The following is a 23755-nucleotide window of genomic DNA, read 5'->3' on the forward strand; positions in this document are numbered from 1 at the left end:
CCCATCTTATTTCATTGGCAAGGTATTTATTCGTGATTCATTTCACTCATTGAATTATCACTATCATCTGGCAATACCTTACTCATATCGGGTTCACCAACAATCAGTTCCTGCTTTGGCATAACATGAAGTCCCCTTGCATTTGTATGAGCAAACATATAATAAACTCCATCATGATCAAATGAATAATTTGCTTCATATACGCCATCTTCTGTTAAATTTCCTTCTATCATATGCCCTTCGTCACGCAAGCCTGATTCCCATACCTCAAATTCAACGCTAGCATCATCCACTGATTTATCCGATTGCGTTACTTTTGCAGATAAGACAACATCATCTACAGAAAGTGTTTCAGCTGTTTGGATGTCTACTATCACTTCTTCCAGTGTGCCTTCATTATTACTTGTTGATGGACTTTCCGATACTTCTTTATCTCCGCAACCTACAAGTGTCATCGTTGCAAATACTAGAACTGCTAATGTCTTTTTCATAAAAACTATTCCTCCCAAATTGGTAATGTTATATAAACCGTTGTTCCTTTTTCTACTTCACTTGTGAATATTAGCTTGCCTTTTTGCATTTCGATAAGTTGAGAAGCAATAGATAGTCCAAGACCAGTTCCCCCATCTATACGACTTCTAGCCTTATTTACACGATAAAACCTTTCGGTAATACGCGTCAAATGCTCCGGTGCTATTCCACACCCTTCATCTTGAATATGAATAGTTGTATCATTCTTTGCTAGTTCATTTCCTATTTTGATGGAGGATGAGACAGGCGAATAGTGAATAGCGTTTTCTAAAATATTGATTAATATTTGTTTGGTCATTTGCTCATTAGCTTTTATAATTGTATCCTCGTCTATTGTAACAGTAAACGATATTTGCTTTTTATCTGCTAATGTTTTGACCAGCTGCAATACCTCCCGTACAATCTCCGATAACACTAATGGCGATATTTGAACTTCCTGATGCTGTTCAGAACGTGCTAATGTTAGCAAATCATTTGTCAGTTTCTGCATTCGATTAGCCTCTTGCACAATAAGTGTATAAACCTCTTTTTTCTTTTCTTCTGTAACAAGATGCTGTTCAAATGCTTCTCCATACCCTTTTATATAACTAATCGGCGTACGTAGTTCATGGGATACAATAGATAAGAAATCTCTTTTTTTCTCATCTTCTTCCTGAATAGACGTAGCCATTTGGTTAAAGGTTTTAGCAAGTTCCCCAATTTCGTCGGTCGATTTCACATCAACTCTTGTGTCGTATTTTCCTACTGCCATTTCATTGGCTGCTACTTTTAGCTTATCTAGCGGCACGAGAACTTTTTGCACTGTCTTTAAACTGATCCATGCCATTAAAAGGAGTAGGAGAGATACTATTATCAATAAAAAAATGACATCCTTCGAAGCCATTTCCGTCATTTTCGTTAATGGTACATAGACATAAATAATTCCTTCTAGCCTATTTTCATCGACTAAAGGATAAATAACGGATACAACTTCTCGGTTAAATCTCTTTTCATAACCTCGTTTAATGACTGCCTCACCTTCAATAAGCTGAGCGCGTTCCTCAGGACCAATTAATGACTCATAGTCTATATCAAAAGGAATACAAGCACTAAGCTCTTTCGGATTTCGTACAGTAAAAACCTCTACGTCCGAAAATCGATTGAAATCTTCTGTTTGTTTGATGAAGTCATTTGTAACTGCTCCACCCTTATACGTACCTCGTAAGTTTTCTGCTATCTCTATCATGGAGGTTTCTGTATCCTCCACATAAAGTTCTTCATATAGAAAATTAGTGAATATCATTAAGAATACAATCGTGATAGTTATGAACAATAAAAGCAACATCCAAATTTTTACGGATAGTTTTTTCATTCTACTACCTCAAACCGATAACCTATTCCCCACACCGTCTCAATATATTTCCCAGCTTGTTCTCCCAGCTTTAAACGAAGTGTTTTAATATGCGTATCAACAGTACGCGTTCCGCCTTCATAATCCATTCCCCAAATTCGTTCTAATAGCTGCTCTCTGGAAAACGCTTTTCCTTCATATTTCATGAATATATGAAGTAATTCATATTCCTTTAACGTCAGTTGGATTTTTTCATTATTTACTGTAATTTGTCTACTCACTACATCATGTTCAATAATTCCTACTTTATGATGTTCATATGAGTTTATACCAACTCTACGAAGTATAGCATTTATACGAGCCATTAATTCGATAGCTGTAAAAGGTTTGATGACATAGTCATCCCCACCAAGCTTTAACCCTTTGACTAAATCTGTTTTAGCATCCAACGCAGTTAAAAAGATAATCGGTATTGGAGAAAATGTTCTTATTTTCTCACAAACCTCAAATCCATTCATGCCAGACATCATCACATCTAGCAGTATTAAGTCTATGTTGGACGTTCGCACTTGTTCAATTGCGTCTTCTCCATTATCCGCGTGGAGGACATGATGACCTGCTTGATATAAATGAAGTTCAACTAGCTTGCGCATTTCTCTTTCATCATCTACGACTAATATAGTAGTCATCATTCAATCTCCCTTACGATTAACTGGAATGGGCCTTTTCCGACCTGCAGTTTTTTGGTAATCTCACCAGACTGGATAAAATATAATTGATGATCATCATAACCAGCAAGCACCATACTATCACCAAAGGAGCTTATCCAAAACGGGTTTGCTCCTGCTTTGATAGAGTTTAAAACCTCACCAGTTTCGGATATTTCATAGACTGAACTACTACCGTGACTTACGGTGAAAACATGTCCATTTTTCGCTCTAGCCATATTAATAGGCATTAATGGAACTTCAATTTCACCTATTAGTTCACCAGTATTTATATTCATTCTTTTAATAGAGCGATTAGGACTACTTCCTGCACCGTGGCCGCCTAACCAAAGTTCGTTGTCCTTTATAAATAGACCATGAGAAGAAGTCGGAATCGCCCACTCATCTACTTCTTCTAACTCCATAGATAGTTTAGAGAGGAATTCATCTTTAAAATTGACGACATAAAGATTATTCCCATCAGAAATCATTGCCATTGGATAATTTCCAGTAGCTTGAGTCTGTATTTTTTCCCCTTTTGTATTATAAAGGGAAACTGTATTATCTATAGCATTGGTAATATAGATTTTTTCTTCATATACATACGCATAAGTAGAGCCTTCACCTACGTCAATAGAAGCTACCTGTTTACCTGTTGATAATTCAATGAGCTCTGCCTTTTCAACGGTGTATCCGTAAACTAGAAGTAGATCATCTGTTGCTAATGCAAAACCCGTGTAGGCCTCTTCTAGCTCCCATGACTCCATTATTTCAGCTTCATTTGATATAAAGTCTATGCTTCCGCCTAATGTATTCAAGCTAGCAACAAAATCCGTATCCGAGGGGATGGCTGGAAAGCTTGCCTCTGAACACCCTCCTATAAAGCAAAGTAATAAGAGTATATATAACTTTTTCACCTATCCACCCCCATTTCTTTCATTATAACGAGAATATGTGAAAAAAGTTTGAAATAGATTTCAATTTTTTGTTCCACCTAAACACCAAAAAAATTACCCTAAACATCATTCAGATGTCTAGGGTAATTTAGGTAACTATTATTTCAAGTGTTTTAAAACGACATCTGCCATTGCATCGATAAATTGAGGTTGTGCATTTGGCATTTCAGGGCGTACATATGTCGCTTGGATATCATCGCATACTACTTTACATTCATAGTCATTATCGTAAAGAACTTCTAAATGCTCTGCAACGAATCCTACTGGCGTGTAAACAAATGTTGTATATCCTTTTTGTTCGTGTAATTCACGAGTTAAATCTTGTACATCTGGTCCAATCCAAGGCTCAGGAGTTTGTCCAGCACTTTGCCAGCCCACTTCGTAGTTTTCCACGCCTGCTGCTTGTGCAATTAAATCTGCTGTTTCTTGCAATTGGTCGGGATATGGATCGCCTAATTCTTTTATTTTTTCTGGTAATGAGTGAGCTGAAACGATTAAACATGCTTTTTCGCGTTGCTCTTCCGTCATTGCTGCGAATGCTTCGCTTACTCTGTCACTCCAGTATTGGACGAATTTTGGTTCATCGTACCAGCTTTCGATTGAAGTAATTTTAAGGTTACCAAGCTTTTCTGCTTCCTCTTTAATACGACCATTATATGATTTAATAGAGAAAGTAGAGAAATGTGGTGCCAATACCATTGATACTGCTTCTGTAATACCATCTTTATGCATTTCTGCAACTGCATCCTCTAAGAAAGGCTCGATATGTTTTAATCCAATATATAACTTGAATTCAATCTCATCTTGCAATTCATTTAAACGGTCACATAATCCTCTTGCTTGGCTTTCAGTGATTTTAGCAAGTGGGGAAATACCTCCAATTGCTTCGTAACGTCCAGTTAAATCAGCCAGTTGCTCATCACTCGGTTTACGACCATGTCTAATATGTGTATAATATCGTTCAATATCTGCTTCTGAGTAAGGAGTTCCGTAAGCCATTACTAGTAATCCCATTGTTTTTTTCATCATCTTCACCTCATAAAAATTTAGTTTGATTTTGCTGCGATTAGTTCTTTACTATAATCATGAACAAAAGAAGTTAAACGTTTAAGTGTTTCCGGTTCTACTTCTGGGAACACACCGTGTCCAAGGTTAAAGATATGCCCAGGCTGAGCCACACCTTGTTCTACGATAATTTTCGCGCGTTTTTCAATTTCATCCCAACTGCCAACTAAATAAGATGGATCTAAATTCCCCATTAAAGGCTTTGTCAGTCCTTTTGCACGGGCTTCTTCAATAGATAAGCGCCAGTCAATACCGACTACATCAACAGGAAGGTCATGCCATTCCTTCGCTAAGTGGCTAGCACCAACACCAAATGTAATAAGCGGAACGCCTGTTTCACGAAGCTCCGTGAAAATACGTGTCATAACCGGTTTGATGAAAATACGGTAATCTGCTACATTCAAAGCCCCTACCCACGAATCGAATACTTGAATAGCCTTCGCACCAGCTTTTACTTGAGCTTTGATGTAGACAATAATCATATCTGCAAGCTTGTCCATTAATGCAAACCAAGCCTGTGGTTCTGAAACCATAAATGCTTTTGTTTTGTTATAGCTTTTTGAAGGCCCTCCTTCAATCATATAACTAGCAAGAGTGAATGGCGCCCCTGCAAATCCGATTAATGGAACATTTAGCTGCTCAGTCGTTAATAATTTAATCGTATCCAATACAAATGGCACATCATCTTCAGGAGATAAATCCCCTAAGTTTGCTACATCTTGAACTGTACGGATTGGATTAGAAATTACAGGGCCAACTCCATTTTTAATCTTTACATCTACGCCTATTCCAACAAGCGGTGTTACTATATCTTTATACAGAATTGCTGCATCGACGTTGTAATTATCTACTGGTAAACGTGTAACATATGCACAAAGTTCAGGTTCGTGTGTAATTTGCTCTAAAGAATATTTTTCTTTTATTTTTCTGTATTCAGGTTGTGATCTTCCCGCTTGCCTCATAAACCAAACTGGCGTGTGTTCAACTTGCTCTCCACGTGCTGCACGAAGAAGTGTATCGTTAAATTTAGTCATTAAAGGTACCTGCCTCTCATTATATAAACGTACTGTTTTTCCTATACGTTACAACTATAGACGTTCTTTTTTCTAAAGTATAGCCAAACAGTGCATTTGTCATAAATTTGTCCGGAATTCTGTATGATACTTGTGTATTATGTTTTTAAAATCATTAATATGGGAACGATATAAGAAAAGAGAGAAAGGGAGTTAATTTCATGAATTTATATATGACATCCGGGACTCCGGAATTTATGCAGTCCATAAAAAAGAAACATCCAAACGAAGAACTCTTCCTATTACACGGAACTGGAAATTCCGTTCTAATCCACGAAACCTCCAATAAATCAGTTTTTCAAGTGCCCAGAAAATATAAAGTGCTAGAATCGGCAGGGAACTTTTCACACAATGGTTACTTCGTTTTACAACATATTCCCATTACAGATGAAGGGAAAACAATTTTCGAGCACAAATACACAAACCTTGGTCCTACTGCGCAAAATGAACCAGGTTTTATCGCTTTAAGAGTGCTAGAACCTATTAAATCCGAAACATATATCATTTTATCGGAATGGACTGGTCCCAGTAGCTATGAAGTATGGGAAAAAACAGTCAACCTAGATTTTAGCATGATTGCAGATAAACAAAATTTGTTTACAAGCGCACCATATATATCTACTTACCAATCCATAGAAGAAGAGGAAGCTTTTTAAAGCTCCCTCTTTTTTTCTTACCATATAAGAAAGTATATAAAAGTACCGCAAGAACATCAGTTTTACAGGACTTTTTAGAATGAGTCTGCTGATTTCCGTTACATGTGGAGAACAAAGGCTAAAGTGCGCCACGTCCTGTGGCAAAGCCTTTGTGACCAACATCCTTTTGGCCTCTGCGGATGAGGAAGAGGCTGAAGCTGTGCCCACGGAAAGCGTTCGCCCGCAGCGGATATCAACTGCATACCCAAGTTTCTGTTTTTAAAGGACTAGCCGACTTTTTGCCTGGTTTTTCTTAAATTATATTTTGCTTACCCGAAGCGTCAGTTCAGAAATAACGATCATCACAATCGGTATGAACATTAACTCCATTATGAACCCTGCTTGTACTAAAATTACGATGAATACGAAAATTGCCTGAATGAGTTGAATTATTCTTATCAGTTTATCAACAGCTTTTTTTCGTGCACCCTCTTTAATAGGAAACAGTAAATCCATTCGGAATTCTTCTCCTGCCGCTAAAGACTGGCGGAGTTGAATGACCGTAGCAAATGAAAGAGCACTAGTAAAGATGATCGCAACGATTGGAAACGGTATGAAAATGGCCCCGATCATAGCGAGCGCTGTAAGACGAACCCATAAATAGAAATAATCATTTGTACGGACAAATGTACGTACAACTAAATATAATTGTGTGTGTTTTTGTTCATAGGGTGCAAGTTTGTAAAGAATATCAAGCCACTTTCTTCTTTTCGTCATCCCCTGAATATGCGGGACATCTGTAAAGTAATTAGCAAAACGATAAAAACGCATCATACGTGATTGCTCTACTTCAATGAAATGATCAAAAGGAAAAGGTACTTCTGCTTTTTTCTTCTTCCAAGCTATTAAATAGAGTATTTGAATAATAACGACCGCAAGTAAAAATAAATAGGTACCACTTAGTAAGAAATATAAACCGGCAAACAATAAAATCATTCGCATGAAATAATCTACCCAGACATTTTTACCGTTGGATGCCCATCGATATTGGAATTCCGTTTGGATACTCCAATACTTCCAAATAAGGATCGCTCCGAAGAAGAATAATATTTCTTGTGATGTGGAACCAGCTATTCTTGTTAGCAGTGGTATCGACACAACCAAAGCTGCTAACGGTACTATAATGGATGAAAAGAAAGTCCATGTAAGCGCGAGTTTTAAATATTCACCTAGTTTTGTTTCTAATGGAAGAAAGTAAACACTATCTGCTTTTTTCATTAACGTAACTGGCGTACTCAAAGCGAGTAAAATACTCACGATGAATGATACAACTAAAAAGGCGGGAAAATCCTTTGGAGCTGTATTCAACCATTCACTATACGTATAACCGGCTGCCCCAATTACGAATACAATGACAATTGCAATATGCCCAGAAATAATATACTTCAAGTATTTTTGCAATTCATTTATATAAAATATAAACCGTTTACTCCATACTTCACGCAAATTATTCATTTTGTTGTTCCTTCGTCATTTCGATGTAAAGATCATCTAATGTTGCATCAGGCATTTGAAATGCCGCCCGTAAATCGTCCATTGTCCCCTGAGCACGAATTTTCCCGTTATGCAAAAGTAGGATACGATCACAGTATTTTTCTGCAGTAGTCAATATATGTGTGGACATTAATATGGATGCCCCTTCATCTTTTCTTGTTTTCATCTGCTCCAGTAATGATTTAATACCTAATGGATCCAGACCTACAAACGGTTCATCGATAATGAACAATGTTGGATTCACTAGGAACGCACACATAATCATTACTTTTTGTCTCATTCCTTTAGAAAAGTGCGCTGGAAACCAGTTCAATCTTTTTTCCATACGGAATTCTTTCAATAATGCTTCTTTTCTTGCCTCAAAAACAGATTCATCTAAATTGTAGGCCATTGCTGTTAGCTGAAGATGTTCCTTTAACGTCAACTCATCATATAACACTGGCGTTTCAGGTATATAGGAAAACGATGTACGATATTGTGCTGGATCCTCTTTCAATGTTTTACCGTTAAGTAGGATTTCACCCTTTAGAGCGTTCATTGTTCCGATAATATGTTTGATGGTAGTACTTTTACCAGCACCATTCAACCCGATTAACCCTACTAGTTCTCCTTTTTCAATCGAAAAGTTTAAATCATGTAACACAGGCTTTCTTGTATAGCCACCTGTCACGTCTTTGACTTCTAATACAGTCATCTTACGCACCTCACTTCTTATACATAGTTTACCAAAAAAAATTCAAAAAATCTTCTATCATTCCACAGCCTGTCCTATTATATGTTAAACTTTTCATAACGATGAATATGGAGGCTATATGATGAGTGAATGTATTTTTTGCAAAATAATTGATGGTTCTATTCCAAGTGCGAAAATCTATGAAGATGAGTATGTGTATGCTTTCATGGATATAATGCCATTAACAAAAGGTCACACACTAATTATTCCTAAAAATCACAAAGAGAACGTGTATGATTTATCCGAAGAAGAAGCTAGTAACTTATTCAAAGTTGTCCCTAAAATTGCGAGTGCTTTGAAAGAAAGTTTCGGTCCAGTGGGCATGAACCTATTAAATAACAATGGAGCACCTGCCGGTCAGAGCGTATTTCATTTCCATTTACACTTTATCCCGCGTTACGATCAAACAGATGGCTTCCGTCCAACTTGGATCACAAAAGAGAAAACATTTACTCCGGAGATCATCCAAAATTTAGCAGGAGAATTATTTGAAAAATTGAAGAAGTAATTCTTGCTATTACTACATCGAGCAAGTAAAATCATATATAAGTTTCTTGCTAACGATCATGAGGATACGTTAGAGGAAATTAACAAACAGAGCATAGAATAGCTGAGGAGAGATGAGAAATGAATACGAAGAATTTAGTTTTGATGGCCCTTTTAGTAGGTGTCGGAGCAGTACTTTACATTATTATCCCAGGAATTAATGGTGGGATGAAACCAGACTTTATGCTGACAATGATGTTTATAGGAATACTATTATTTCCTAACGTAAAAAGCACATTCTTACTTGGTATTTCAACAGGTGTTATTTCTGGACTGTTTTCTACTTTTCCAGGAGGATTTGTTCCAAATATCATTGATAAAGCAGTAACAGCATTTGTTTTCTTAGGTCTTGTATTATTATTAAACAAATTAGCCAATAAGGTTGCAGTCGGTGTAATCCTTACAGGAATTGGCACACTAATATCAGGTACAGTTTTCTTATCAACTGCTATTTTTGTATTCGGAGCAGGTGCAATTTTCCAGGAATTATTTGTTATTGTAGTAATTCCAGCGATTGCTATAAATGCAATAGCATTCTTCATCATCTATCCGATTATAGGTAAATTGATTAAACGTACTAGTTTTGAAACAGCCCTAACCGTATAAATACAAGCTAACTGCTTTCCTTTTCGAAGGAAAGCTTTTTTTCTATAGAAAACTATCTAATTAGTGACATATAAATAAATTTCTAAAGTGGATGCTCCGTCCAGACACAAGTGTCTTGCTGCTGTGCAAATTGCCTATCGTGGAGCTTGCCCTTTTGTTATATAAAATAATATGTTTTAATTATCATAAGGTAAGGAATAATACATATAAGCAAAGGAGTGAATTATTATGAAACTAGCACCATTATTTTACGGGTTAACAACTGGTTTACTAGTTGGGGCTTCTACTGTACTTATGACCACTCCAAAATCAGGTATGGAAGTTCGATCTTCCTTAAAGTCTACCTCTAATGATTTTAGAGACAAGCTTTCGGACATAAAGCTTCAACTAGCAGATGTTAAAAGTTCAATAAACAACTTAACAAATTCTTCAAAAGAAGTAGTACCAAGTACAATTGAAGACCTTAAATCTAGTATTGCCCAATGGAAAAACGAAACTGCACCTCTTCAAGCCCATCTTCAAGCAGAAATTTCGTCTATTCAAGAAGCAATGGCAGATTTAGAAAGTAAGTTACCAAAGAAAAAAGAAGCAACAATATAATATGAAAGGAGGATATATTCCAAAATGGGATATATCCTTTTTTTATAAACGTTTCACTCTAAAAATTACCCAAAATATTATTATAAAAATAATAATATTTATTAAACTTGTATTCACTCACTTACTTTCTTGCTATAATGTTTTTAAGAAATTAAATGCAGAAAGCAGGGGTAACATGGCAGATCAATTTTATACGAAGAAAGAAGCAATGCTTTACAGTCAGCGGATAGCACAACTATCTAAAGCACTTTGGAAAGCAGTAGAAAAAGATTGGCAATCATGGATAAAACCTTATGACTTGAATATTAATGAACATCATATTTTATGGATATCATATCACCTTAAAGGTGCAACTATTTCTGATATAGCAAAATTCGGAGTCATGCATGTCTCCACAGCATTTAATTTTTCTAAGAAATTAGAGGAACGCGGATTACTTTCATTTTCTAAAAGAGAAACAGATAAGCGAAATACGTATGTAGATGTGACCAAAAAAGGACAGGTACTTTTAGAAGAGATGTATGAAAACTACCATGAGACTCCGCATGCTGTACTGGAAGGCTCTCTCCCTATCAAAGAGGTATATGGCAAATTTCCAGATTTCATGGATGTAACCGCTGTTATTCGCAATATTTACGGGGACGATTTCATGGATATCTTCGAAAGATCATTAAAAAATCTCGAGAGTACAATAGTAGCAAAAGACTAATAATACGATGTTAATAATCCCCTATAAATAAAGAGGTTGCTTTTTCTATTAAAAAGGATTATCTTATGTATCTAAATTAAATTTATATATATAGGAGTTGCATACCTTGCACTGCTGGAAAACAATTAATGTGAAAAAACAATATGGCTTAGAAAGATTATTTGTTCTTTCTTCTTTAGTAGTAATTATGGTTTTTTCATTTGCATATGCCTTATTAGGAATTATTAATGATACACATAAATCGGATGATTACTTTTGGATATTTACGATAGCATTTTTGGGTGTTTATCCACTTCATAAAATATTTCATTTTATCCCAATGATTGGACTTAAAGAAAAAATAAAATTTATTGTCTTTAATCAATTTAGATTTATTCCCACTGTACATTTAAGAATAATAGAACCAATTCAAAAAGGTAGATTTCTTTTCATCTTACTAGCTCCATTTATTTTCTTAAATGCTTTACTTGTCATAGGAGCGTTAGCAGTTCCTGTTTTTGCACACTATTTTACTATTTTGTTTGCTTACCATTGTGGAATTTGCTTAATCGATTTAATTTATGTAAAAAACTTAAGTAAATCACCTAAGTGCGCTTTAATCGAGGAAACAGATGCAGGGTACGAAATTTTAATAGCGGAATAAAACTATTAACAATATGTAACACTTGTATATCCTCCTCATTGTTTGTTATGCTTAGTTAGTATATGAAGGGAGTCTAGACATGATTATATTCACATTAGTTCTATTCTCAGCATTTTATTTGCTACAAATTAACCGAATGACATATGCTTTAGTAATGTCAAAAGAAATACCGGAAGAGAAACATCCGAAGATTTTTCGTACGATCAATATCCTGATCACGATTCTTCTTGTTTCCTTTTATGTTGAGCTAGTTTACGCAGTTTAAGAGAAAAAAAGTGGACCCAAATCTTCATAAGATTGGGTCATTTCTTTTTTTCACTCTACAAATACGAGAAACTAAGATCGTTTTTTAGACGATCTCAGTTTCTCCTATTTAATTAGTAGAGAAACGCTGCGCCTACAATGATCAATAGAATAAATAAAACTACGATCAAAGCAAACCCTGAACCACCGTTATATCCGCCGCCACCGTTATATTGTCCGCTCATTTAAAACACCTCCTTTTCCATGTATCCTATGCGGCATTTTAAATGTTCGGTAGGCAAATGTAAGGGAACTATTTTTGTTTTTATTTCGTTTATGTTATAGTAACTACGGCAACACATAGAAGTTAGGAGAGAATATTTCATGAAAAAAACAGTATTAACATTAACACTTGCAGCATCAGTTCTTGCTTTAGGAGCTTGTAGCGGGGACTCAGACAAAAACAGTGAAGTTATTGCTACATCTAAAGTCGGAGATATTACACAGAATGATTTGTATGAAGAGATGAAATCATCTATCGGCGATCAAGCATTCCAATTGCTAATGATTGAAAAGGTACTTGCAGATAAGTACGAAGTGTCTAAGGATGAAGTAAACACTCAGTTAAAAGCTGATAAAGAGCAGTACGGGGAAAGCTTTGAAGCAATGATTGCTCAACAAGGCTATACTGAAGAATCTTACAAAAAATTCTTAGAACTAAACCTATTGCAAGAAAAAGCTTTAATAGAAGATGTTAAAGTAACAGAAGAAGAAATTAAAGCAGAATATGAAAATATTAAAAATGAAATTAATGCTCGTCACGTATTAGTAGCAGACGAAGAAACAGCGAAAAAAGTTAAAGCTGAATTAGAGTCAGGTAAAGACTTTGCAGAAGTTGCAAAAGAATACTCTACGGAAGAAGCAGCTCAAACAAGTGGCGGAGAACTAGGTTGGTTTGGTAAAGGCCAAATGGTTCCAGAATTCGAAAAAGTAGCATTTGGTTTAGAGAAAAATGTAATATCTGAACCAGTTAAATCGGAATTTGGTTACCACGTTATTGAAGTAACTGATACTCGCACAATTGAGAAATCATATGAAGATAAAAAAGCTGAAATTGAAAAACAATTGAAGTTAGAAAAAGCAGACCAATCAAAATTATTACCAAAAGTGGCTAAAATGATGAAAGACGCTAAAATCGAGATTAAAGATGAGGACTTAAAAACATCATTAGATCAATTTTTAGCAGCTGCTGAAGAACAAAAAACACCAACTGAAGATGCAGAAGCTAAAACAGACACAACTGAAGATGCTGAGGCAACTGAAGACGAAAAATAAATAACACAAGTAAAAAGGTTGAACATGACGGAAGTCATGTTCAACCTTTTTTATTTTGCTCTCGTTCTTTTTCAGAATCCTATCATTCATGTACGGAACGAAAAAATGCAACTTAATACATAAAATAATTATCAATATGATCTTTCTTAAAGCACCTGTGTTTAAGAAGATATGTTTAATTTCCCTAATAACATGTGGAAGACGTGAATGAACCAACGCACATAAGCACCCAAAGATTCGAACACGTATTTAAGATTAATAATCTACTTTATTTAAGGTAGATACTAATGCTTCATTTTTCACTTCCAATATATAATCAGTAAAAACATGATCCCTTCCACCATTTTTTTCATACCACTCTTTAATACGTTTAATATGAGCATTGTCAGCTTTTACATTGTTCTCTATTTCTATATAATCGTTATAACTGTCATATTCCCAAATAGCAAATATTTCTGTGGTATTATCATTGTTATCCGACATCCATCGTCCTACCAAACGTGCTCCGTGCTTTAGTTGATTAGGTAAATTAGTATTGTTGAAGTGTTCATTAAACTTCTCTACAAATTCATTTTTTATAATGTAAAATTTTCTCCTATAAAACATATATGTACCTCCTATAACTTAAGTATTCTAGCACCATATTCTGAGGGCTCAGCTTATTTTAATAGTAATTTCTGTTATGCAATTTTATAGATATTGAGCGTATTAAAATCTTCATTGGGTGTGATAAGCTCACCAAATTAGTCATTAAATTTTACCGATAATTGCATAAAGAAAACCTATAAATAATGCACCCAACGAAACAGAAAGTAACGAGATATACTTCATTACCCCTTTTTCTTTCTTAAAGAATGCACAGATGCCAAGCACTATGCCTGTTAGATAGATACCAAAGCCAATGCATATTCCCCACCACCCAAAAATATCAATATTAATGGGTGGGAACGCCATATATGCACCAAAAATTCCAACAATAATTAATATAATGGAAATCTTACTGAACTTTCTTTCCATGTGTTCATCCCCTTCAATTCTATCTATTCTCTATTCCTTTAAGATTTCCCTTGTTCAATTAATCTCTCTATACTTTTTAACCCAAAAGGGTGCTTTACTCCTTTATGAAGAAGTAAAGCACCCTTTATAGAATTAGTGCGTCTGTTAGTTGCAGCTTCACAAACTACGAAAATGATCGGTAATACAAAGCCATAAAAAAACGTAAAGGCTTCGCACCTTTACGCTTTTTTTGTCTATTCAAATGTTGGCTTATAAAATGAACGGTTTTCTAATGGGAATAATCGCTCGGAGAATTCACCAGGGTTTGTTTTGTCTAATGCACGATTAAGCATATTCATCTTCGCATCAATATTATCGATATAATGGAGCATCTCCGCTTCACGAAGTGCAGGACGTTTTGGACTTCCCCACTCTTCTTTACCGTGATGAGACAGTACCATATGCTTAAGAAGCATTACCTCTTCTCCCTCGATTTCCAATTCTTCGGCAGCTTTAGAAATTTCAGTTACCATTATGGTAATATGTCCAAGTAAATTACCTTCCACTGTATATGTTGTTGCTACAGGTCCTGAAAGCTCCACTACTTTTCCAATATCATGTAAGATAATTCCTGCATATAAAAGATCCTTATTTAACGTTGGATACAAATCACATAACGATTTTCCTAATTTAAGCATAGACACAACATGATCTATTAGTCCAGAAGCATAATCATGATGGTTTTTAGTTGCTGCAGGGAACGTCATAAATGATGTCTGATGTTTTTTCATCAGATGTCTCGTAATACGTTGTATTATTGGATTTTTCATTTCAAAGAAGTATTGTAAAAGCTCTTCCATCAATTCTTCTTTTGGTTTTTCTGAAGATGGGACTAAATCATTAATCGAAATGGGTTCTTCCGCTTTTACTGGGCGAATACTTTTTACACGTAACTGGAACTTTCCACGGTAATCTTGGATTTCCCCACCGACACGTACAATTTGACTCGCACCATAAAGCTTTTCATGCTCATCATTTGTATCCCACAGTTTTGCTTCAATATCTCCACTCTTATCTTGCAATATTAGTGACATAAATGGTTTTCCAACGGTTGTTACACCTTTTGTAGATTGTTTTATAAGTAAGTAGTGATCAACTGGTTCGCCTACTCGCAATTGTGTAATGCCTTTCATTTCACAACCCCTACCTTTCTAGGTAATAATGTCGCTACTTGTATGACGGATGCGTCTTCCCATACATATTGCATGTTGTCATGACAAGTAAAATAGAGTAATTGGTGTTCTTTTTGTAGCTCTGCCATTAATTGTACCACTTGTTGAAGTCTGACACGATCGAAATGTACAAATGGATCATCCATGATTATGGGAAATGGTGCTTTTCTTTGCAAGGAAACTGCTAGGGCCAGGCGTAAGGAAATATATGCTTGCTCTTTTGTCGCTTGACTGAGCTCTGCAATTTTAAAGCGTTGTCCAGTGGTTTTAACTGCCTCAAAGTTCCCTTCTGGTGATAAGATCAATTGTACATATGATTGGTTTGTAAGCAATTGAAAGTAATGTTGTGCATTTTCTAATACTTCGGGAAGTCGCTCTTCTTTTAACTGTTTCATCATCTGTTTAATCGATTCAACAACTACTTTTTGAGCCGCCCATTTTTTTACGAGCTCATGTAGTTCTGCTTTTTTCTGTTCTAATAATTGTAATTGTTCACTCTGCTCTTCATCCTCTAATAATCTTTTCGTTTGATAAGACAAAGTTGCTTTTTCATCATTATATTTATGTCTCTGTTGTTGTAGCTGATGTAGTTCTCCCTTACACTTGTCCTCAAATGTAATTTCAAAATCGTTCAAGTTTATATGTTTTCCAGCTAATTGCATGTGGATATGGCGTAATTCCTTTTCAAGCTCCACTTTTTTCTCATAGAGAGAATTTGCCGTATAATAATCGCTTTCTAAATCCACATTTGCCTCCTGATATAATAGGCGGATTTGTTCGGTAAAAGACTCTTGAAGTAAAGCAAGCTCTTTATATTTCTTTTGCAGCTCGGAAATCCTTGTCGCTTTATACTGCTGATCTTCTAACTTTTGCTTTTCAGCTAAATAGAAATCTCGTAATTGGTGGAATAGCATATCTTCTGAGAGATTAAAAGGAACTTTCTCCAATGCTTGTCTATACAATTCCTGTATTCGCAGACCAACTTCATAGAGCTTTGTTTCCATTTGGTCTAGCTGAATTTGCTGTTCTTGAATTAGGCGAAGTCGCTTAAATAGTTCAGGTAATAGACTTGGTGATAATTGTTCACTAATATGATAGCTTGTCAAAAACTCATTTACCTGTTTTGATATATTTGTTTTATTAGTTTCTAACTCATTAATTTTTTGCTTCAAATGTGAAATCGCTTGTTGTAGTGACTGCAGTTCCTTGTTTAATAAATTTGCATATGTTCGAACATCATCCGATTGCTTCCATGTATTCATCATGTAAGTAAATCCTGCATATACAATTCCGCTAATGACAATAGCAGTAAGAGGAACTATCCAATTTGATTGTGCAACACCTATAATAACCCCGATAAGAACAATAGCTGCAATAATACCAAACATTATTTTATTGGTTTGTTGAGCCGAAGAGGTGTTATTAACCTTTTTGGACTCTATCACTCTTTGTTGTAAATGGAGTAAGTCCTGTTCCTTCATTTGAAGTAATCGTTTTTCTTGCTGTATCTCAAGCTCCAAGTTTTTTTCAGTTTGAAGCGTCGTAACCAGTTTGTCCTCTTGCTGTATGGAAACATCTGCGTGGACTATATGCTGTAAGCTTTTTTCCCAGTTTACTCCTACTAGAGCTAACTGCTGCATTTGGCTTTGCAGTGTTTTACTTTGCTCCTCTTCTATTTGTATTCGTTTAGAGCGAAGCTGATGCCATTCTGCCTCTCGATTTAGAAATGATTGTAATCCCTCTATTTGCGATGAAGTTAAGCTAGTTGTATTGATCGTTAAAGAATCTAATTCTTTTTTCACTTGCTCCATCTCTATAGAATTACGATTCAACTTATCTTTCGTCAACTCAAATCTTCGAATACCATCTGAAGGAAAGGTCTGTTCTTTTACTAAGTCGAGCTCCAGATTTAAGTCCATTTCTGTTTCTTTCAATGGTTTCAGTTGCTTCCATTCCATATAGCGTTGTAACTGCTGAGAAATCTCTTTTTCTTGTTGATCTAGTTCCTCAACTATCGTTTCTATTTCGTTCAGACGTTTTATAGCAGGTTCGTATTTTCCTACTTCTTCTAGCTGATGCTTGTAGGCAGTCTCCAGCTCACGTAGTTCTTCTATCTTTTGATTGATTAAAGGTTTTCTGCCAGTGGGCTTAAATAGCTCTCCCATATCTTTTATAAATTGATTTTCGATAATCGCTAATGTATCGATGCCGGTTGTTCCTGAAGATAATAACGTTTTCGTAAGCTCTTCTTCTGTCATCTTCTCGAAGCCCTGTAACTGAAGTAAAGAAAAAGAAAAAATGGCTTCAAAGTCTGAGCGTGAATAAGCTTGGAGAATACTAGACAGCTCCCTTTCGCCTCCACGGGTCCCATCTGGATAATATACTGTAACCTCTCCACTTGCTTTCCCTTTAACTCGCTCAATCGTTACAAGCTGTCCTTGATCATCAATTATTTCGACTTTACCTCCATAAGTAGCACTGCTTTTAGGTTCATAGCGAAGTAACTGTGCATTTCTTTGCGGAAATCCAAATAAAATATGCAGGATGAATTGTTGAATAGTAGTCTTTCCTACCTCATTTTCACCAAAGAACACATTTATACCATCGCTAAGTTTAATCTCTATATTTTCATGCTTTCCAAAGCCATATATTTGAAGCTTTACAAGTTTCAATTGCTACCCCTCCTTGCAATAGCCTCTAAAACTAATGATTCTGCTTCTTTTACGACGTCATCCATAAAAACTTGATCTAAGGGCTGTAAATATCTACTCCCTCTAGAATGCTGATAAAGTTCCTTTAAAGCGAGCTTCCATTCCGAAGTGTCCCATTCATTCAAAGAAGATAATAGCATAGTAGATTCAGGGCTTTTCTCAATGGGAGTTTCTATATACAGTTCTTTGATTATTAAAAAGTTATTTGCTTGCTCGAGACTCTCCTGTATTAATACATGCCACTCCTCTTTATTGCTCGATTTCAATAATTCAATTGTTTCATCTGTCATTCCATTTAACGTAAGTTCCAAGATTGCTTTCCCGTGTATTTCACTGTAATTTCTTAGTGTAGTTTCAATATGGATGATTAATTCATTTGCATGGATTATATCTGCACAATCTATAGAAAATTTGTCATAAATAAAAGCAGATGATGGGACAAATTGAAGGTCAGCTTGAGTGTTTAGTAAAGATACTTCATAGAAGCCTTTTATGCCACTTTCATTGCGGTGCCTACTTTGCGTATTTCCAGGATAAACAATAGGTGGTTCGGAATGGATGATTTGACGCTTGTGTATATGACCAAGCGCCCAATAATGATAGCCTTTCTCTAGCAGATCACTTTTTCGAAATGGTGCATATACATCATGCTCCTTATTGCCTTCTACACTACCATGGAGCATCCCAATATGAATTTCCTCATGATTAGAAATTGGAAAGTGGCTATGCATTGGTTCCTGAATATGACGTTCTTTATAACTAAATCCTGTAATATGGACTTTTTCTTCTCTTATTAAGAGTGTTTTGGTTTCTACCTTTTCGCCAAATACATGAACATTTGCAGGCAATTGAAAACGAACCCAATTCCCACTTAAATGATCATGATTGCCATGACAAATGTAAACAGGAATACTTTCTACATTCAGAGCTTCCATTCCTTGTTGAAATAAATGTTGTGCACGGAGACTCCGATTTTCCCCATCATAAATATCGCCAACTATTAATACAAAGTCCGGTTTACTTTCCACCGCGTAATTAATCATGTTTTGAAACGCTTGAAAAGTACTCTCCCGTATTTCTTTCCACCTTTTTTTAGGAATAGAGGAAATACCTTTAAAAGGGCTGTCCAAATGTAAATCTGCCACATGTAGAAAACGAATTCTTGCCATCAAGTACACCTCATCCCAAAATAGAATATTTGTTCTTATTTTACCATAAGAAAAAGACTGTATACAACTAAATGTATACAGTCTTCTACGATCCTTCTTAGTTATCTTGATTTGCAACAAATGCTCCGATTGTATAGGAAAGCATATGAACGACCCAAAGACCCGTTAATAAGAAAAAGGTCAACCCAGGTCCTTCCATTACTATGACAATCATCCAGACAACTAAGATTGCAATAGTCGTCGCTACCCATGAATAAGATCGTGCTTTTTCATGTATTCTATTGTATCGTTCATCAAACCATCTCTTTTTCTTGCCAATTTTCCGATTGATCATGAAAACTATACCTATTATTACAATTGCTAATGGCAAACCGATTAAAAATGTAAGTAAATCAAATTTTTCATACATCCTTCTCTTCCTCCTCGTAAATGAATAGATCCTCAATCGTACATGTAAATAGTCTGGATAACTTAAAAGCCAAATTAATCGATGGATTGTATTTTCCTTTTTCTAACGATATTATTGTTTGTCTGGATACATCTAGCTTTTCTGATAGTTCATCCTGTGTCATTCCAAATGCCATCCGTTTATCTCGAACGTAGTTTTTCAACTTGCCCCTCCTTTTTTGTAAAGTTAGCTTTACGTAAAGTTTACTTTACTTCGCACTTCATTGTCAAGCTAGCTTTACATTTTATTTTCATAATTTTTTGTGTATAATATATAGTAGAATAATGAAGGGGTGTTTGACTCATGAAACCATACCGATTTACTGCCTTTGAACCAACCGGAGAACTAATTTTAGAGGAAACTTGGGAATATGAAAATGACGAGGAAGCAAAGGAAAAAGGGGAAGCAATTATTGAAGAAAAAGGCTTTTCCAATAAAACACATCGTTTAGTAAATAGTTCTGGGAAACTAGTATTATTTCATGTATAGAACAACAAAAAGGACTTAACCATTATATTGGCTAAGTCCTTTTTTTATTTTTCATATAGATCCGATAGGCTTCAATAGTGCTCATTTGAGTAAGCCCGTAGAATATTCTTCGTTAATGCAAATTTCTAGTAAATTATCATTTCCACCCATCAATATATAGTTTGTTAAAGTCATATCAAGTCTTTTCACGATTTATTTGATTTAAAGTATGATGATCACATGATTTAATATGATCATCTACTATGCCTATTGCTTGTAAAAAGGAATACGTTGTAACAGGTCCCACAAATTTGACGCCTCTCTTTTTTAACTCTTTGCTAACCTGTACCGATAATGGAGATTGAGCAGGGATTTGAATGTCTGTCTCCCAATTATTATTAATTGGTTTAAAATCAACAAAGTGCCATAAAAAATTGGAAAAACTCTTAAATTCTTTTTGTATCCTCACTACTGCTTCTGCATTGGTGCGAATGGATTGAAGCTTTGAAAAATGTTTAATGACATTGTAATTTTCTTTTATAAATTCTAAATCCATGTCACTCAGACTAGCACAATACTCAATGTCAAAATTTTGAAAAGCATCTTTGTAAGCTTTGCGCTTTGCTAAAACAATACTCCACGACAATCCAGCTTGTGCCCCCTCCAACGTCAACATCTCAAAAATATACCGGTCATCCCAACTAGGTCTGCACCATTCTTCATCATGATAAGCTTGCATAAGCTCACTGCTTTGCGGCCATAAACATTGTTCCATTAATAGCTTCACCTCTCTCATCTTGTTAAACTTACTGTACCATTCTTAATAAGATAACTGCATGTCATATTTAAATAGAGTATTGTTCTTGTCCGTAGCATGCCTAAAACAATATCATTCTTTCAGCATTCAATCCGATCAACTTTTTCAGTTGATAGTTTTGTAATTTCCCATACTGAGCAAGTCAAAAGCAGTTAAACGTCAAAAACGGAGAGGTTGATTTAATGAAGACATATTGCACCATAATGCATTCCATATTTCGACCGTAGTTGAAATGTTTAGAAGTTATAATAGACATAAATAACTCAGTATAATATTTAGGGAGATAAAAAAAATGAATACTTTCAAATTTACATTGTTAATACTCTTAACGACATTTTTAATGGGTTCCTCTTTTGCAGTAGGTAAAATAGGTTTGTCTTATTCATCCCCTTTGTTATTAGCAGGATTACGCTTCACACTTGCCGGATTCATAATGGCGGTAAGTGTTATCGTTTTAAAAAGACCGCACCCAGTATCTAAAGGAAACTGGATAAAGATGCTTATTATTGGTACTTTCCAAACTGCCGGTGTTATGGGTTGTATTTTCTTGAGTTTACGAACCATTACAGCTAGTGAATCCTCAATTCTTACATTCACTAACCCGTTACTTGTTGTTGTATTCGGTACCTTGTTTTTAAAAACACGCTATAAATTTTATCAATGGATTGGTGTTCTTATAGGGTTAGTAGGGGTAAGTATTGCAGTAGGTGCGCAAATTGAATTAAAGATTGGCGTTCTTTTTGGCATTCTTTCTGCTGTTTTTTGGGCAATTTCCACATTATTAGTTAAAAAATGGGGGGCACTTTTCAATACGTGGGTTCTATCCGCTTACCAGATGCTTTTTGGTGGATTACTACTTCTACTTGGCAGCTTTATTCTTGAAAAACAAGTCTTCATTTTGAACGGTAATTCATTGTTCATTTTATTATGGTTAAGTATTATGTCTTCTATTGTCCAATTCGCCGTCTGGTATTATCTTTTACAAAAGGGGGATCCAGGAAAAACGAGTGCCTATTTATTTTTGGCACCTTTCTTCGGTGTATTATCTGGTTGGTTACTATTAGGGGAGACGTTATACCCTTCTATCATAGTTGGTGGCTTGTTTATTATTATTGGAATCTATCTTGTAAATAGAACTTTTCAGAAGAAAAATAACCTAGTTAAAAGAACTTTATAAAACGTTCACTTATCTCTAATTTCACAAATCCCAGCAGTTTAATTGTCGCTTCCATCCTCTTTTATTTTTAATAAAGTATGTAATCAAATAAAAAGGAGGATCAGCTAAATGATCCTCCCTGTAAATCTTATCTTCCTTTAAACTCGGGTTTTCTTTTTTCAACAAATGCTTTAATACCCTCTAAATGATCTTCGGTTCTTCGCATTGCGGATTGCGTAACAGCTTCTTTTTCTAGAACAGTTTGCAATTCATTTATCTTCGTTGCGTGTAAGATTTCTTTTGATGCGATCATAGCAGCAATTGGAGATTGGATTAGTTTTTGTGCATAGGATGCTGCAGTTGCAGAACCTAAACCATCGGATGCAACTTCATCCACAAGTCCGATTTTTTGTGCTTCCTTTCCAGAGAAAAGCTGTCCGCTCCACATCAGTTGTTTTGCTTTTGGAATCCCTACTCTTTCCTTTAAGAAGAAATGACCTCCACCGTCTGGAACAAGCCCAATTCCGATAAAATTCATAGCGAGCTTACTGTTTTCCTCTGCTATGATAATATCGCAGCCTAATACCATACTAAAACCTAATCCAGCAGCAGCGCCGTGAACTGATGCAATAGTAATCTGTGGTAACTTATATAAAGCTGAAGCAATTCTTGTAAGATACGTCATCGCCTCGTCAATGTCAAAAGGATTCTCTTTATCTAGCATTGCTTTAATGTCTCCACCAGCAGAAAATGCTCGCCCTTCACCTTTTATAACTAACACTTGAACTGATTTGTCTGTTTGCAGAGATTCTAGACTTTCTGCTAGCTCTCTCATCATTACTCCATTCATCGAGTTCATCGCTTCTGGACGATTCAATGTTAAAGTCGCAATACGACCATCTTTTTCTAACAATATAGTTTTGTACATATACATTCCCCTTTATAAGTGAATAGTCATTCATTCTTGTTAAATTCGCCATTATACTATTAAAGTCCTTCTTAGAAAGGGGAAAACTATTTATAGCTTTTAGTTACTCGCATTCGATGAGGATTTACTAGCCCAACGGAGTATTTATCCATTTCTCCAGTAAATGAAAAAAGGAACCTCTCCATAGTAGGAGAAGTTCCTTTCATTTGTTTTCTTAGATACCTTCATAAAGTTCTTGAACGGGCTTGATCAATACACGGTTTACTTCTTCAATAAGTTGGCTCAAAGCCATTTCAGCTTGAAGCATATGGAAAATCTTTTCGTTTCCTTGTGCGAGCTGAGCCGTTTTTTGTGCATACTCAATCTCTTCTCCAGAGATTTCTTCACCATTCATTTGCTTCTCTTGAAGAGACATTTGAACTTTGCGGAAACTTTGGAATAATACTAGAGCCTGTTCGTCAGCTTTTACAGATTCTACTGCTGTTTGTACGTTGGAAAATTCATCTGTTTGACGTAGTGTTTTTTCAAGTTTGTTAATGTCATCATAAATGTTAATCATGTTGT

Annotated in this window: 29 protein-coding genes; 10 read left to right on the top strand and 19 right to left on the bottom strand. The window is 35.5% G+C overall.

Annotated elements, in window-relative coordinates; translation table 11 throughout:
* Positions 1–26: 26 nt before the first annotated feature.
* The 6 genes from MKX39_RS14190 to hemE form a co-directional block, all read right to left on the bottom strand.
* Positions 27–491: a FixH family protein gene (locus MKX39_RS14190; protein WP_340769968.1), complete on the bottom strand. Its 465-nt coding sequence runs from the start codon at positions 489–491 to the stop codon at positions 27–29.
* Between the two features lie 5 nt (positions 492–496).
* Complete coding sequence (locus MKX39_RS14195; protein WP_340769970.1) at positions 497–1882, bottom strand: sensor histidine kinase; 1386 nt, start codon at positions 1880–1882, stop codon at positions 497–499.
* Complete coding sequence (locus MKX39_RS14200) at positions 1879–2550, bottom strand: response regulator transcription factor (protein WP_093538608.1); 672 nt, start codon at positions 2548–2550, stop codon at positions 1879–1881. The genes MKX39_RS14195 and MKX39_RS14200 overlap by 4 nt, the downstream gene beginning before the upstream one ends.
* A complete protein-coding gene (locus MKX39_RS14205) occupies positions 2550–3485 on the bottom strand; it encodes a YncE family protein (RefSeq protein ID WP_340769971.1) in 936 nt (311 codons plus the stop codon). Before MKX39_RS14205 ends, MKX39_RS14200 begins: the two co-directional genes overlap by 1 nt.
* 138 nt (positions 3486–3623) lie before the next feature.
* Positions 3624–4553 (bottom strand): ferrochelatase, encoded by a 930-nt coding sequence (gene hemH / locus MKX39_RS14210; RefSeq protein WP_340769973.1) that lies wholly within the window; start codon positions 4551–4553, stop codon positions 3624–3626.
* A 17-nt stretch (positions 4554–4570) separates the two neighbouring features.
* Complete coding sequence (gene hemE, locus MKX39_RS14215; protein ID WP_093538605.1) at positions 4571–5623, bottom strand: uroporphyrinogen decarboxylase; 1053 nt, start codon at positions 5621–5623, stop codon at positions 4571–4573.
* Between the two features lie 200 nt (positions 5624–5823).
* Here hemE and MKX39_RS14220 point away from each other — a divergent pair, with 200 nt between their 5' ends.
* On the top strand, positions 5824–6318 hold the full coding sequence (locus MKX39_RS14220; RefSeq protein ID WP_093538604.1) for an antibiotic biosynthesis monooxygenase family protein: 495 nt from the start codon (positions 5824–5826) through the stop codon (positions 6316–6318).
* Between the two features lie 297 nt (positions 6319–6615).
* On the opposite strand, the gene MKX39_RS14225 is transcribed toward MKX39_RS14220, so the two are convergent.
* On the bottom strand, positions 6616–7812 hold the full coding sequence (locus MKX39_RS14225) for an ABC transporter permease (RefSeq protein ID WP_340769975.1): 1197 nt from the start codon (positions 7810–7812) through the stop codon (positions 6616–6618).
* Positions 7805–8545: an ABC transporter ATP-binding protein gene (locus MKX39_RS14230; protein ID WP_093538602.1), complete on the bottom strand. Its 741-nt coding sequence runs from the start codon at positions 8543–8545 to the stop codon at positions 7805–7807. The genes MKX39_RS14225 and MKX39_RS14230 overlap by 8 nt, the downstream gene beginning before the upstream one ends.
* Positions 8546–8666: 121 nt before the next feature.
* On the opposite strand from MKX39_RS14230, the gene MKX39_RS14235 reads away from it, so the two are divergent.
* The 6 genes from MKX39_RS14235 to MKX39_RS14260 all read left to right on the top strand — a co-directional run bounded on the left by MKX39_RS14235 (position 8667) and on the right by MKX39_RS14260 (position 11953).
* Complete coding sequence (locus tag MKX39_RS14235) at positions 8667–9092, top strand: HIT family protein (RefSeq protein ID WP_093538601.1); 426 nt, start codon at positions 8667–8669, stop codon at positions 9090–9092.
* Between the two features lie 119 nt (positions 9093–9211).
* Positions 9212–9736, top strand: a complete 525-nt coding sequence (locus MKX39_RS14240; RefSeq protein WP_093538600.1) for a tryptophan transporter — start codon at positions 9212–9214, stop codon at positions 9734–9736.
* A gap of 228 nt (positions 9737–9964) precedes the next feature.
* Positions 9965–10336: a YtxH domain-containing protein gene (locus MKX39_RS14245; protein WP_093538599.1), complete on the top strand. Its 372-nt coding sequence runs from the start codon at positions 9965–9967 to the stop codon at positions 10334–10336.
* 175 nt (positions 10337–10511) lie between these two features.
* The gene (locus tag MKX39_RS14250; protein WP_093538598.1) at positions 10512–11045 is read left to right on the top strand and encodes an HTH-type transcriptional regulator Hpr; all 534 of its coding nucleotides are present in this window, start codon (positions 10512–10514) and stop codon (positions 11043–11045) included.
* Positions 11046–11151: 106 nt separating this feature from the next.
* Complete coding sequence (locus MKX39_RS14255; RefSeq protein ID WP_093538597.1) at positions 11152–11688, top strand: DUF3267 domain-containing protein; 537 nt, start codon at positions 11152–11154, stop codon at positions 11686–11688.
* 79 nt (positions 11689–11767) lie between these two features.
* Positions 11768–11953 (top strand): hypothetical protein, encoded by a 186-nt coding sequence (locus MKX39_RS14260; RefSeq protein ID WP_090570160.1) that lies wholly within the window; start codon positions 11768–11770, stop codon positions 11951–11953.
* Between the two features lie 112 nt (positions 11954–12065).
* Here MKX39_RS14260 and MKX39_RS14265 read toward each other — a convergent pair whose 3' ends face one another.
* Entirely contained in the window at positions 12066–12176 is a 111-nt protein-coding gene (locus tag MKX39_RS14265) for a YjcZ family sporulation protein (protein ID WP_090570162.1), read from the bottom strand.
* Positions 12177–12315: 139 nt separating this feature from the next.
* Between MKX39_RS14265 and MKX39_RS14270 the strand changes: the two genes are divergently transcribed.
* A complete protein-coding gene (locus MKX39_RS14270; RefSeq protein WP_340769978.1) occupies positions 12316–13266 on the top strand; it encodes a peptidylprolyl isomerase in 951 nt (316 codons plus the stop codon).
* 255 nt (positions 13267–13521) lie between these two features.
* On the opposite strand, the gene MKX39_RS14275 is transcribed toward MKX39_RS14270, so the two are convergent.
* The 7 genes from MKX39_RS14275 to MKX39_RS14305 form a co-directional block, all read right to left on the bottom strand.
* A complete protein-coding gene (locus tag MKX39_RS14275; RefSeq protein WP_340769980.1) occupies positions 13522–13872 on the bottom strand; it encodes an NIPSNAP family protein in 351 nt (116 codons plus the stop codon).
* A 144-nt stretch (positions 13873–14016) separates the two neighbouring features.
* Positions 14017–14283, bottom strand: a complete 267-nt coding sequence (locus tag MKX39_RS14280) for a hypothetical protein (RefSeq protein WP_340769982.1) — start codon at positions 14281–14283, stop codon at positions 14017–14019.
* Between the two features lie 233 nt (positions 14284–14516).
* A complete protein-coding gene (yhaM, locus tag MKX39_RS14285; protein WP_093538593.1) occupies positions 14517–15455 on the bottom strand; it encodes a 3'-5' exoribonuclease YhaM in 939 nt (312 codons plus the stop codon).
* On the bottom strand, positions 15452–18166 hold the full coding sequence (locus MKX39_RS14290; RefSeq protein WP_340769985.1) for an ATP-binding protein: 2715 nt from the start codon (positions 18164–18166) through the stop codon (positions 15452–15454). The genes yhaM and MKX39_RS14290 overlap by 4 nt, the downstream gene beginning before the upstream one ends.
* The gene (locus MKX39_RS14295) at positions 18163–19374 is read right to left on the bottom strand and encodes a metallophosphoesterase family protein (RefSeq protein WP_340769987.1); all 1212 of its coding nucleotides are present in this window, start codon (positions 19372–19374) and stop codon (positions 18163–18165) included. Before MKX39_RS14295 ends, MKX39_RS14290 begins: the two co-directional genes overlap by 4 nt.
* Positions 19375–19471: 97 nt before the next feature.
* Positions 19472–19783 carry a hypothetical protein gene (locus tag MKX39_RS14300; RefSeq protein ID WP_340763277.1) on the bottom strand — a complete coding sequence of 104 codons (312 nt, stop codon included), beginning with the start codon at positions 19781–19783 and terminating at the stop codon, positions 19472–19474.
* Positions 19776–19985, bottom strand: coding sequence for a helix-turn-helix transcriptional regulator (locus MKX39_RS14305; RefSeq protein WP_093538589.1), 210 nt, complete (start codon positions 19983–19985; stop codon positions 19776–19778). Before MKX39_RS14305 ends, MKX39_RS14300 begins: the two co-directional genes overlap by 8 nt.
* Before the next feature lie 140 nt (positions 19986–20125).
* Here MKX39_RS14305 and MKX39_RS14310 point away from each other — a divergent pair, with 140 nt between their 5' ends.
* Complete coding sequence (locus MKX39_RS14310; protein WP_093538588.1) at positions 20126–20311, top strand: YhzD family protein; 186 nt, start codon at positions 20126–20128, stop codon at positions 20309–20311.
* 175 nt (positions 20312–20486) lie between these two features.
* On the opposite strand, the gene MKX39_RS14315 is transcribed toward MKX39_RS14310, so the two are convergent.
* A complete protein-coding gene (locus MKX39_RS14315) occupies positions 20487–21065 on the bottom strand; it encodes a DNA-3-methyladenine glycosylase I (protein WP_340769989.1) in 579 nt (192 codons plus the stop codon).
* A 334-nt stretch (positions 21066–21399) separates the two neighbouring features.
* Between MKX39_RS14315 and MKX39_RS14320 the strand changes: the two genes are divergently transcribed.
* Complete coding sequence (locus MKX39_RS14320) at positions 21400–22284, top strand: DMT family transporter (protein WP_340769990.1); 885 nt, start codon at positions 21400–21402, stop codon at positions 22282–22284.
* A 127-nt stretch (positions 22285–22411) separates the two neighbouring features.
* On the opposite strand, the gene MKX39_RS14325 is transcribed toward MKX39_RS14320, so the two are convergent.
* Both MKX39_RS14325 and MKX39_RS14330 read right to left on the bottom strand, forming a co-directional pair.
* On the bottom strand, positions 22412–23191 hold the full coding sequence (locus MKX39_RS14325) for an enoyl-CoA hydratase (RefSeq protein WP_445678028.1): 780 nt from the start codon (positions 23189–23191) through the stop codon (positions 22412–22414).
* 214 nt (positions 23192–23405) lie between these two features.
* Complete coding sequence (locus MKX39_RS14330) at positions 23406–23750, bottom strand: YlbF family regulator (protein WP_093538584.1); 345 nt, start codon at positions 23748–23750, stop codon at positions 23406–23408.
* Between the last annotated feature and the right edge of the window lie 5 nt (positions 23751–23755).

Source organism: Psychrobacillus sp. FSL K6-1464 (assembly GCF_038003145.1).
In the GTDB taxonomy this organism is placed as follows: Bacteria; Bacillota; Bacilli; order Bacillales_A; family Planococcaceae; genus Psychrobacillus; species Psychrobacillus psychrotolerans.

Bases quoted from the DNA above. Each gene is read 5' to 3' on its own strand.
- MKX39_RS14190 (WP_340769968.1), bottom strand. From the start codon at position 491: ATGAAAAAGACATTAGCAGTTCTAGTATTTGCAACGATGACACTTGTA.
- MKX39_RS14195 (WP_340769970.1), bottom strand. From the start codon at position 1,882: ATGAAAAAACTATCCGTAAAAATTTGGATGTTGCTTTTATTGTTCATA.
- MKX39_RS14200 (WP_093538608.1), bottom strand. From the start codon at position 2,550: ATGACTACTATATTAGTCGTAGATGATGAAAGAGAAATGCGCAAGCTA.
- hemH (WP_340769973.1), bottom strand. From the start codon at position 4,553: ATGATGAAAAAAACAATGGGATTACTAGTAATGGCTTACGGAACTCCT.
- hemE (WP_093538605.1), bottom strand. From the start codon at position 5,623: ATGACTAAATTTAACGATACACTTCTTCGTGCAGCACGTGGAGAGCAA.
- MKX39_RS14220 (WP_093538604.1), top strand. From the start codon at position 5,824: ATGAATTTATATATGACATCCGGGACTCCGGAATTTATGCAGTCCATA.
- MKX39_RS14225 (WP_340769975.1), bottom strand. From the start codon at position 7,812: ATGAATAATTTGCGTGAAGTATGGAGTAAACGGTTTATATTTTATATA.
- MKX39_RS14230 (WP_093538602.1), bottom strand. From the start codon at position 8,545: ATGACTGTATTAGAAGTCAAAGACGTGACAGGTGGCTATACAAGAAAG.
- MKX39_RS14235 (WP_093538601.1), top strand. From the start codon at position 8,667: ATGAGTGAATGTATTTTTTGCAAAATAATTGATGGTTCTATTCCAAGT.
- MKX39_RS14240 (WP_093538600.1), top strand. From the start codon at position 9,212: ATGAATACGAAGAATTTAGTTTTGATGGCCCTTTTAGTAGGTGTCGGA.
- MKX39_RS14245 (WP_093538599.1), top strand. From the start codon at position 9,965: ATGAAACTAGCACCATTATTTTACGGGTTAACAACTGGTTTACTAGTT.
- MKX39_RS14250 (WP_093538598.1), top strand. From the start codon at position 10,512: ATGGCAGATCAATTTTATACGAAGAAAGAAGCAATGCTTTACAGTCAG.
- MKX39_RS14260 (WP_090570160.1), top strand. From the start codon at position 11,768: ATGATTATATTCACATTAGTTCTATTCTCAGCATTTTATTTGCTACAA.
- MKX39_RS14265 (WP_090570162.1), bottom strand. From the start codon at position 12,176: ATGAGCGGACAATATAACGGTGGCGGCGGATATAACGGTGGTTCAGGG.
- MKX39_RS14270 (WP_340769978.1), top strand. From the start codon at position 12,316: ATGAAAAAAACAGTATTAACATTAACACTTGCAGCATCAGTTCTTGCT.
- MKX39_RS14275 (WP_340769980.1), bottom strand. From the start codon at position 13,872: ATGTTTTATAGGAGAAAATTTTACATTATAAAAAATGAATTTGTAGAG.
- MKX39_RS14280 (WP_340769982.1), bottom strand. From the start codon at position 14,283: ATGGAAAGAAAGTTCAGTAAGATTTCCATTATATTAATTATTGTTGGA.
- yhaM (WP_093538593.1), bottom strand. From the start codon at position 15,455: ATGAAAGGCATTACACAATTGCGAGTAGGCGAACCAGTTGATCACTAC.
- MKX39_RS14295 (WP_340769987.1), bottom strand. From the start codon at position 19,374: ATGGCAAGAATTCGTTTTCTACATGTGGCAGATTTACATTTGGACAGC.
- MKX39_RS14300 (WP_340763277.1), bottom strand. From the start codon at position 19,783: ATGTATGAAAAATTTGATTTACTTACATTTTTAATCGGTTTGCCATTA.
- MKX39_RS14310 (WP_093538588.1), top strand. From the start codon at position 20,126: ATGAAACCATACCGATTTACTGCCTTTGAACCAACCGGAGAACTAATT.
- MKX39_RS14315 (WP_340769989.1), bottom strand. From the start codon at position 21,065: ATGGAACAATGTTTATGGCCGCAAAGCAGTGAGCTTATGCAAGCTTAT.
- MKX39_RS14320 (WP_340769990.1), top strand. From the start codon at position 21,400: ATGAATACTTTCAAATTTACATTGTTAATACTCTTAACGACATTTTTA.
- MKX39_RS14325 (WP_445678028.1), bottom strand. From the start codon at position 23,191: ATGTACAAAACTATATTGTTAGAAAAAGATGGTCGTATTGCGACTTTA.
- MKX39_RS14330 (WP_093538584.1), bottom strand. From the start codon at position 23,750: ATGATTAACATTTATGATGACATTAACAAACTTGAAAAAACACTACGT.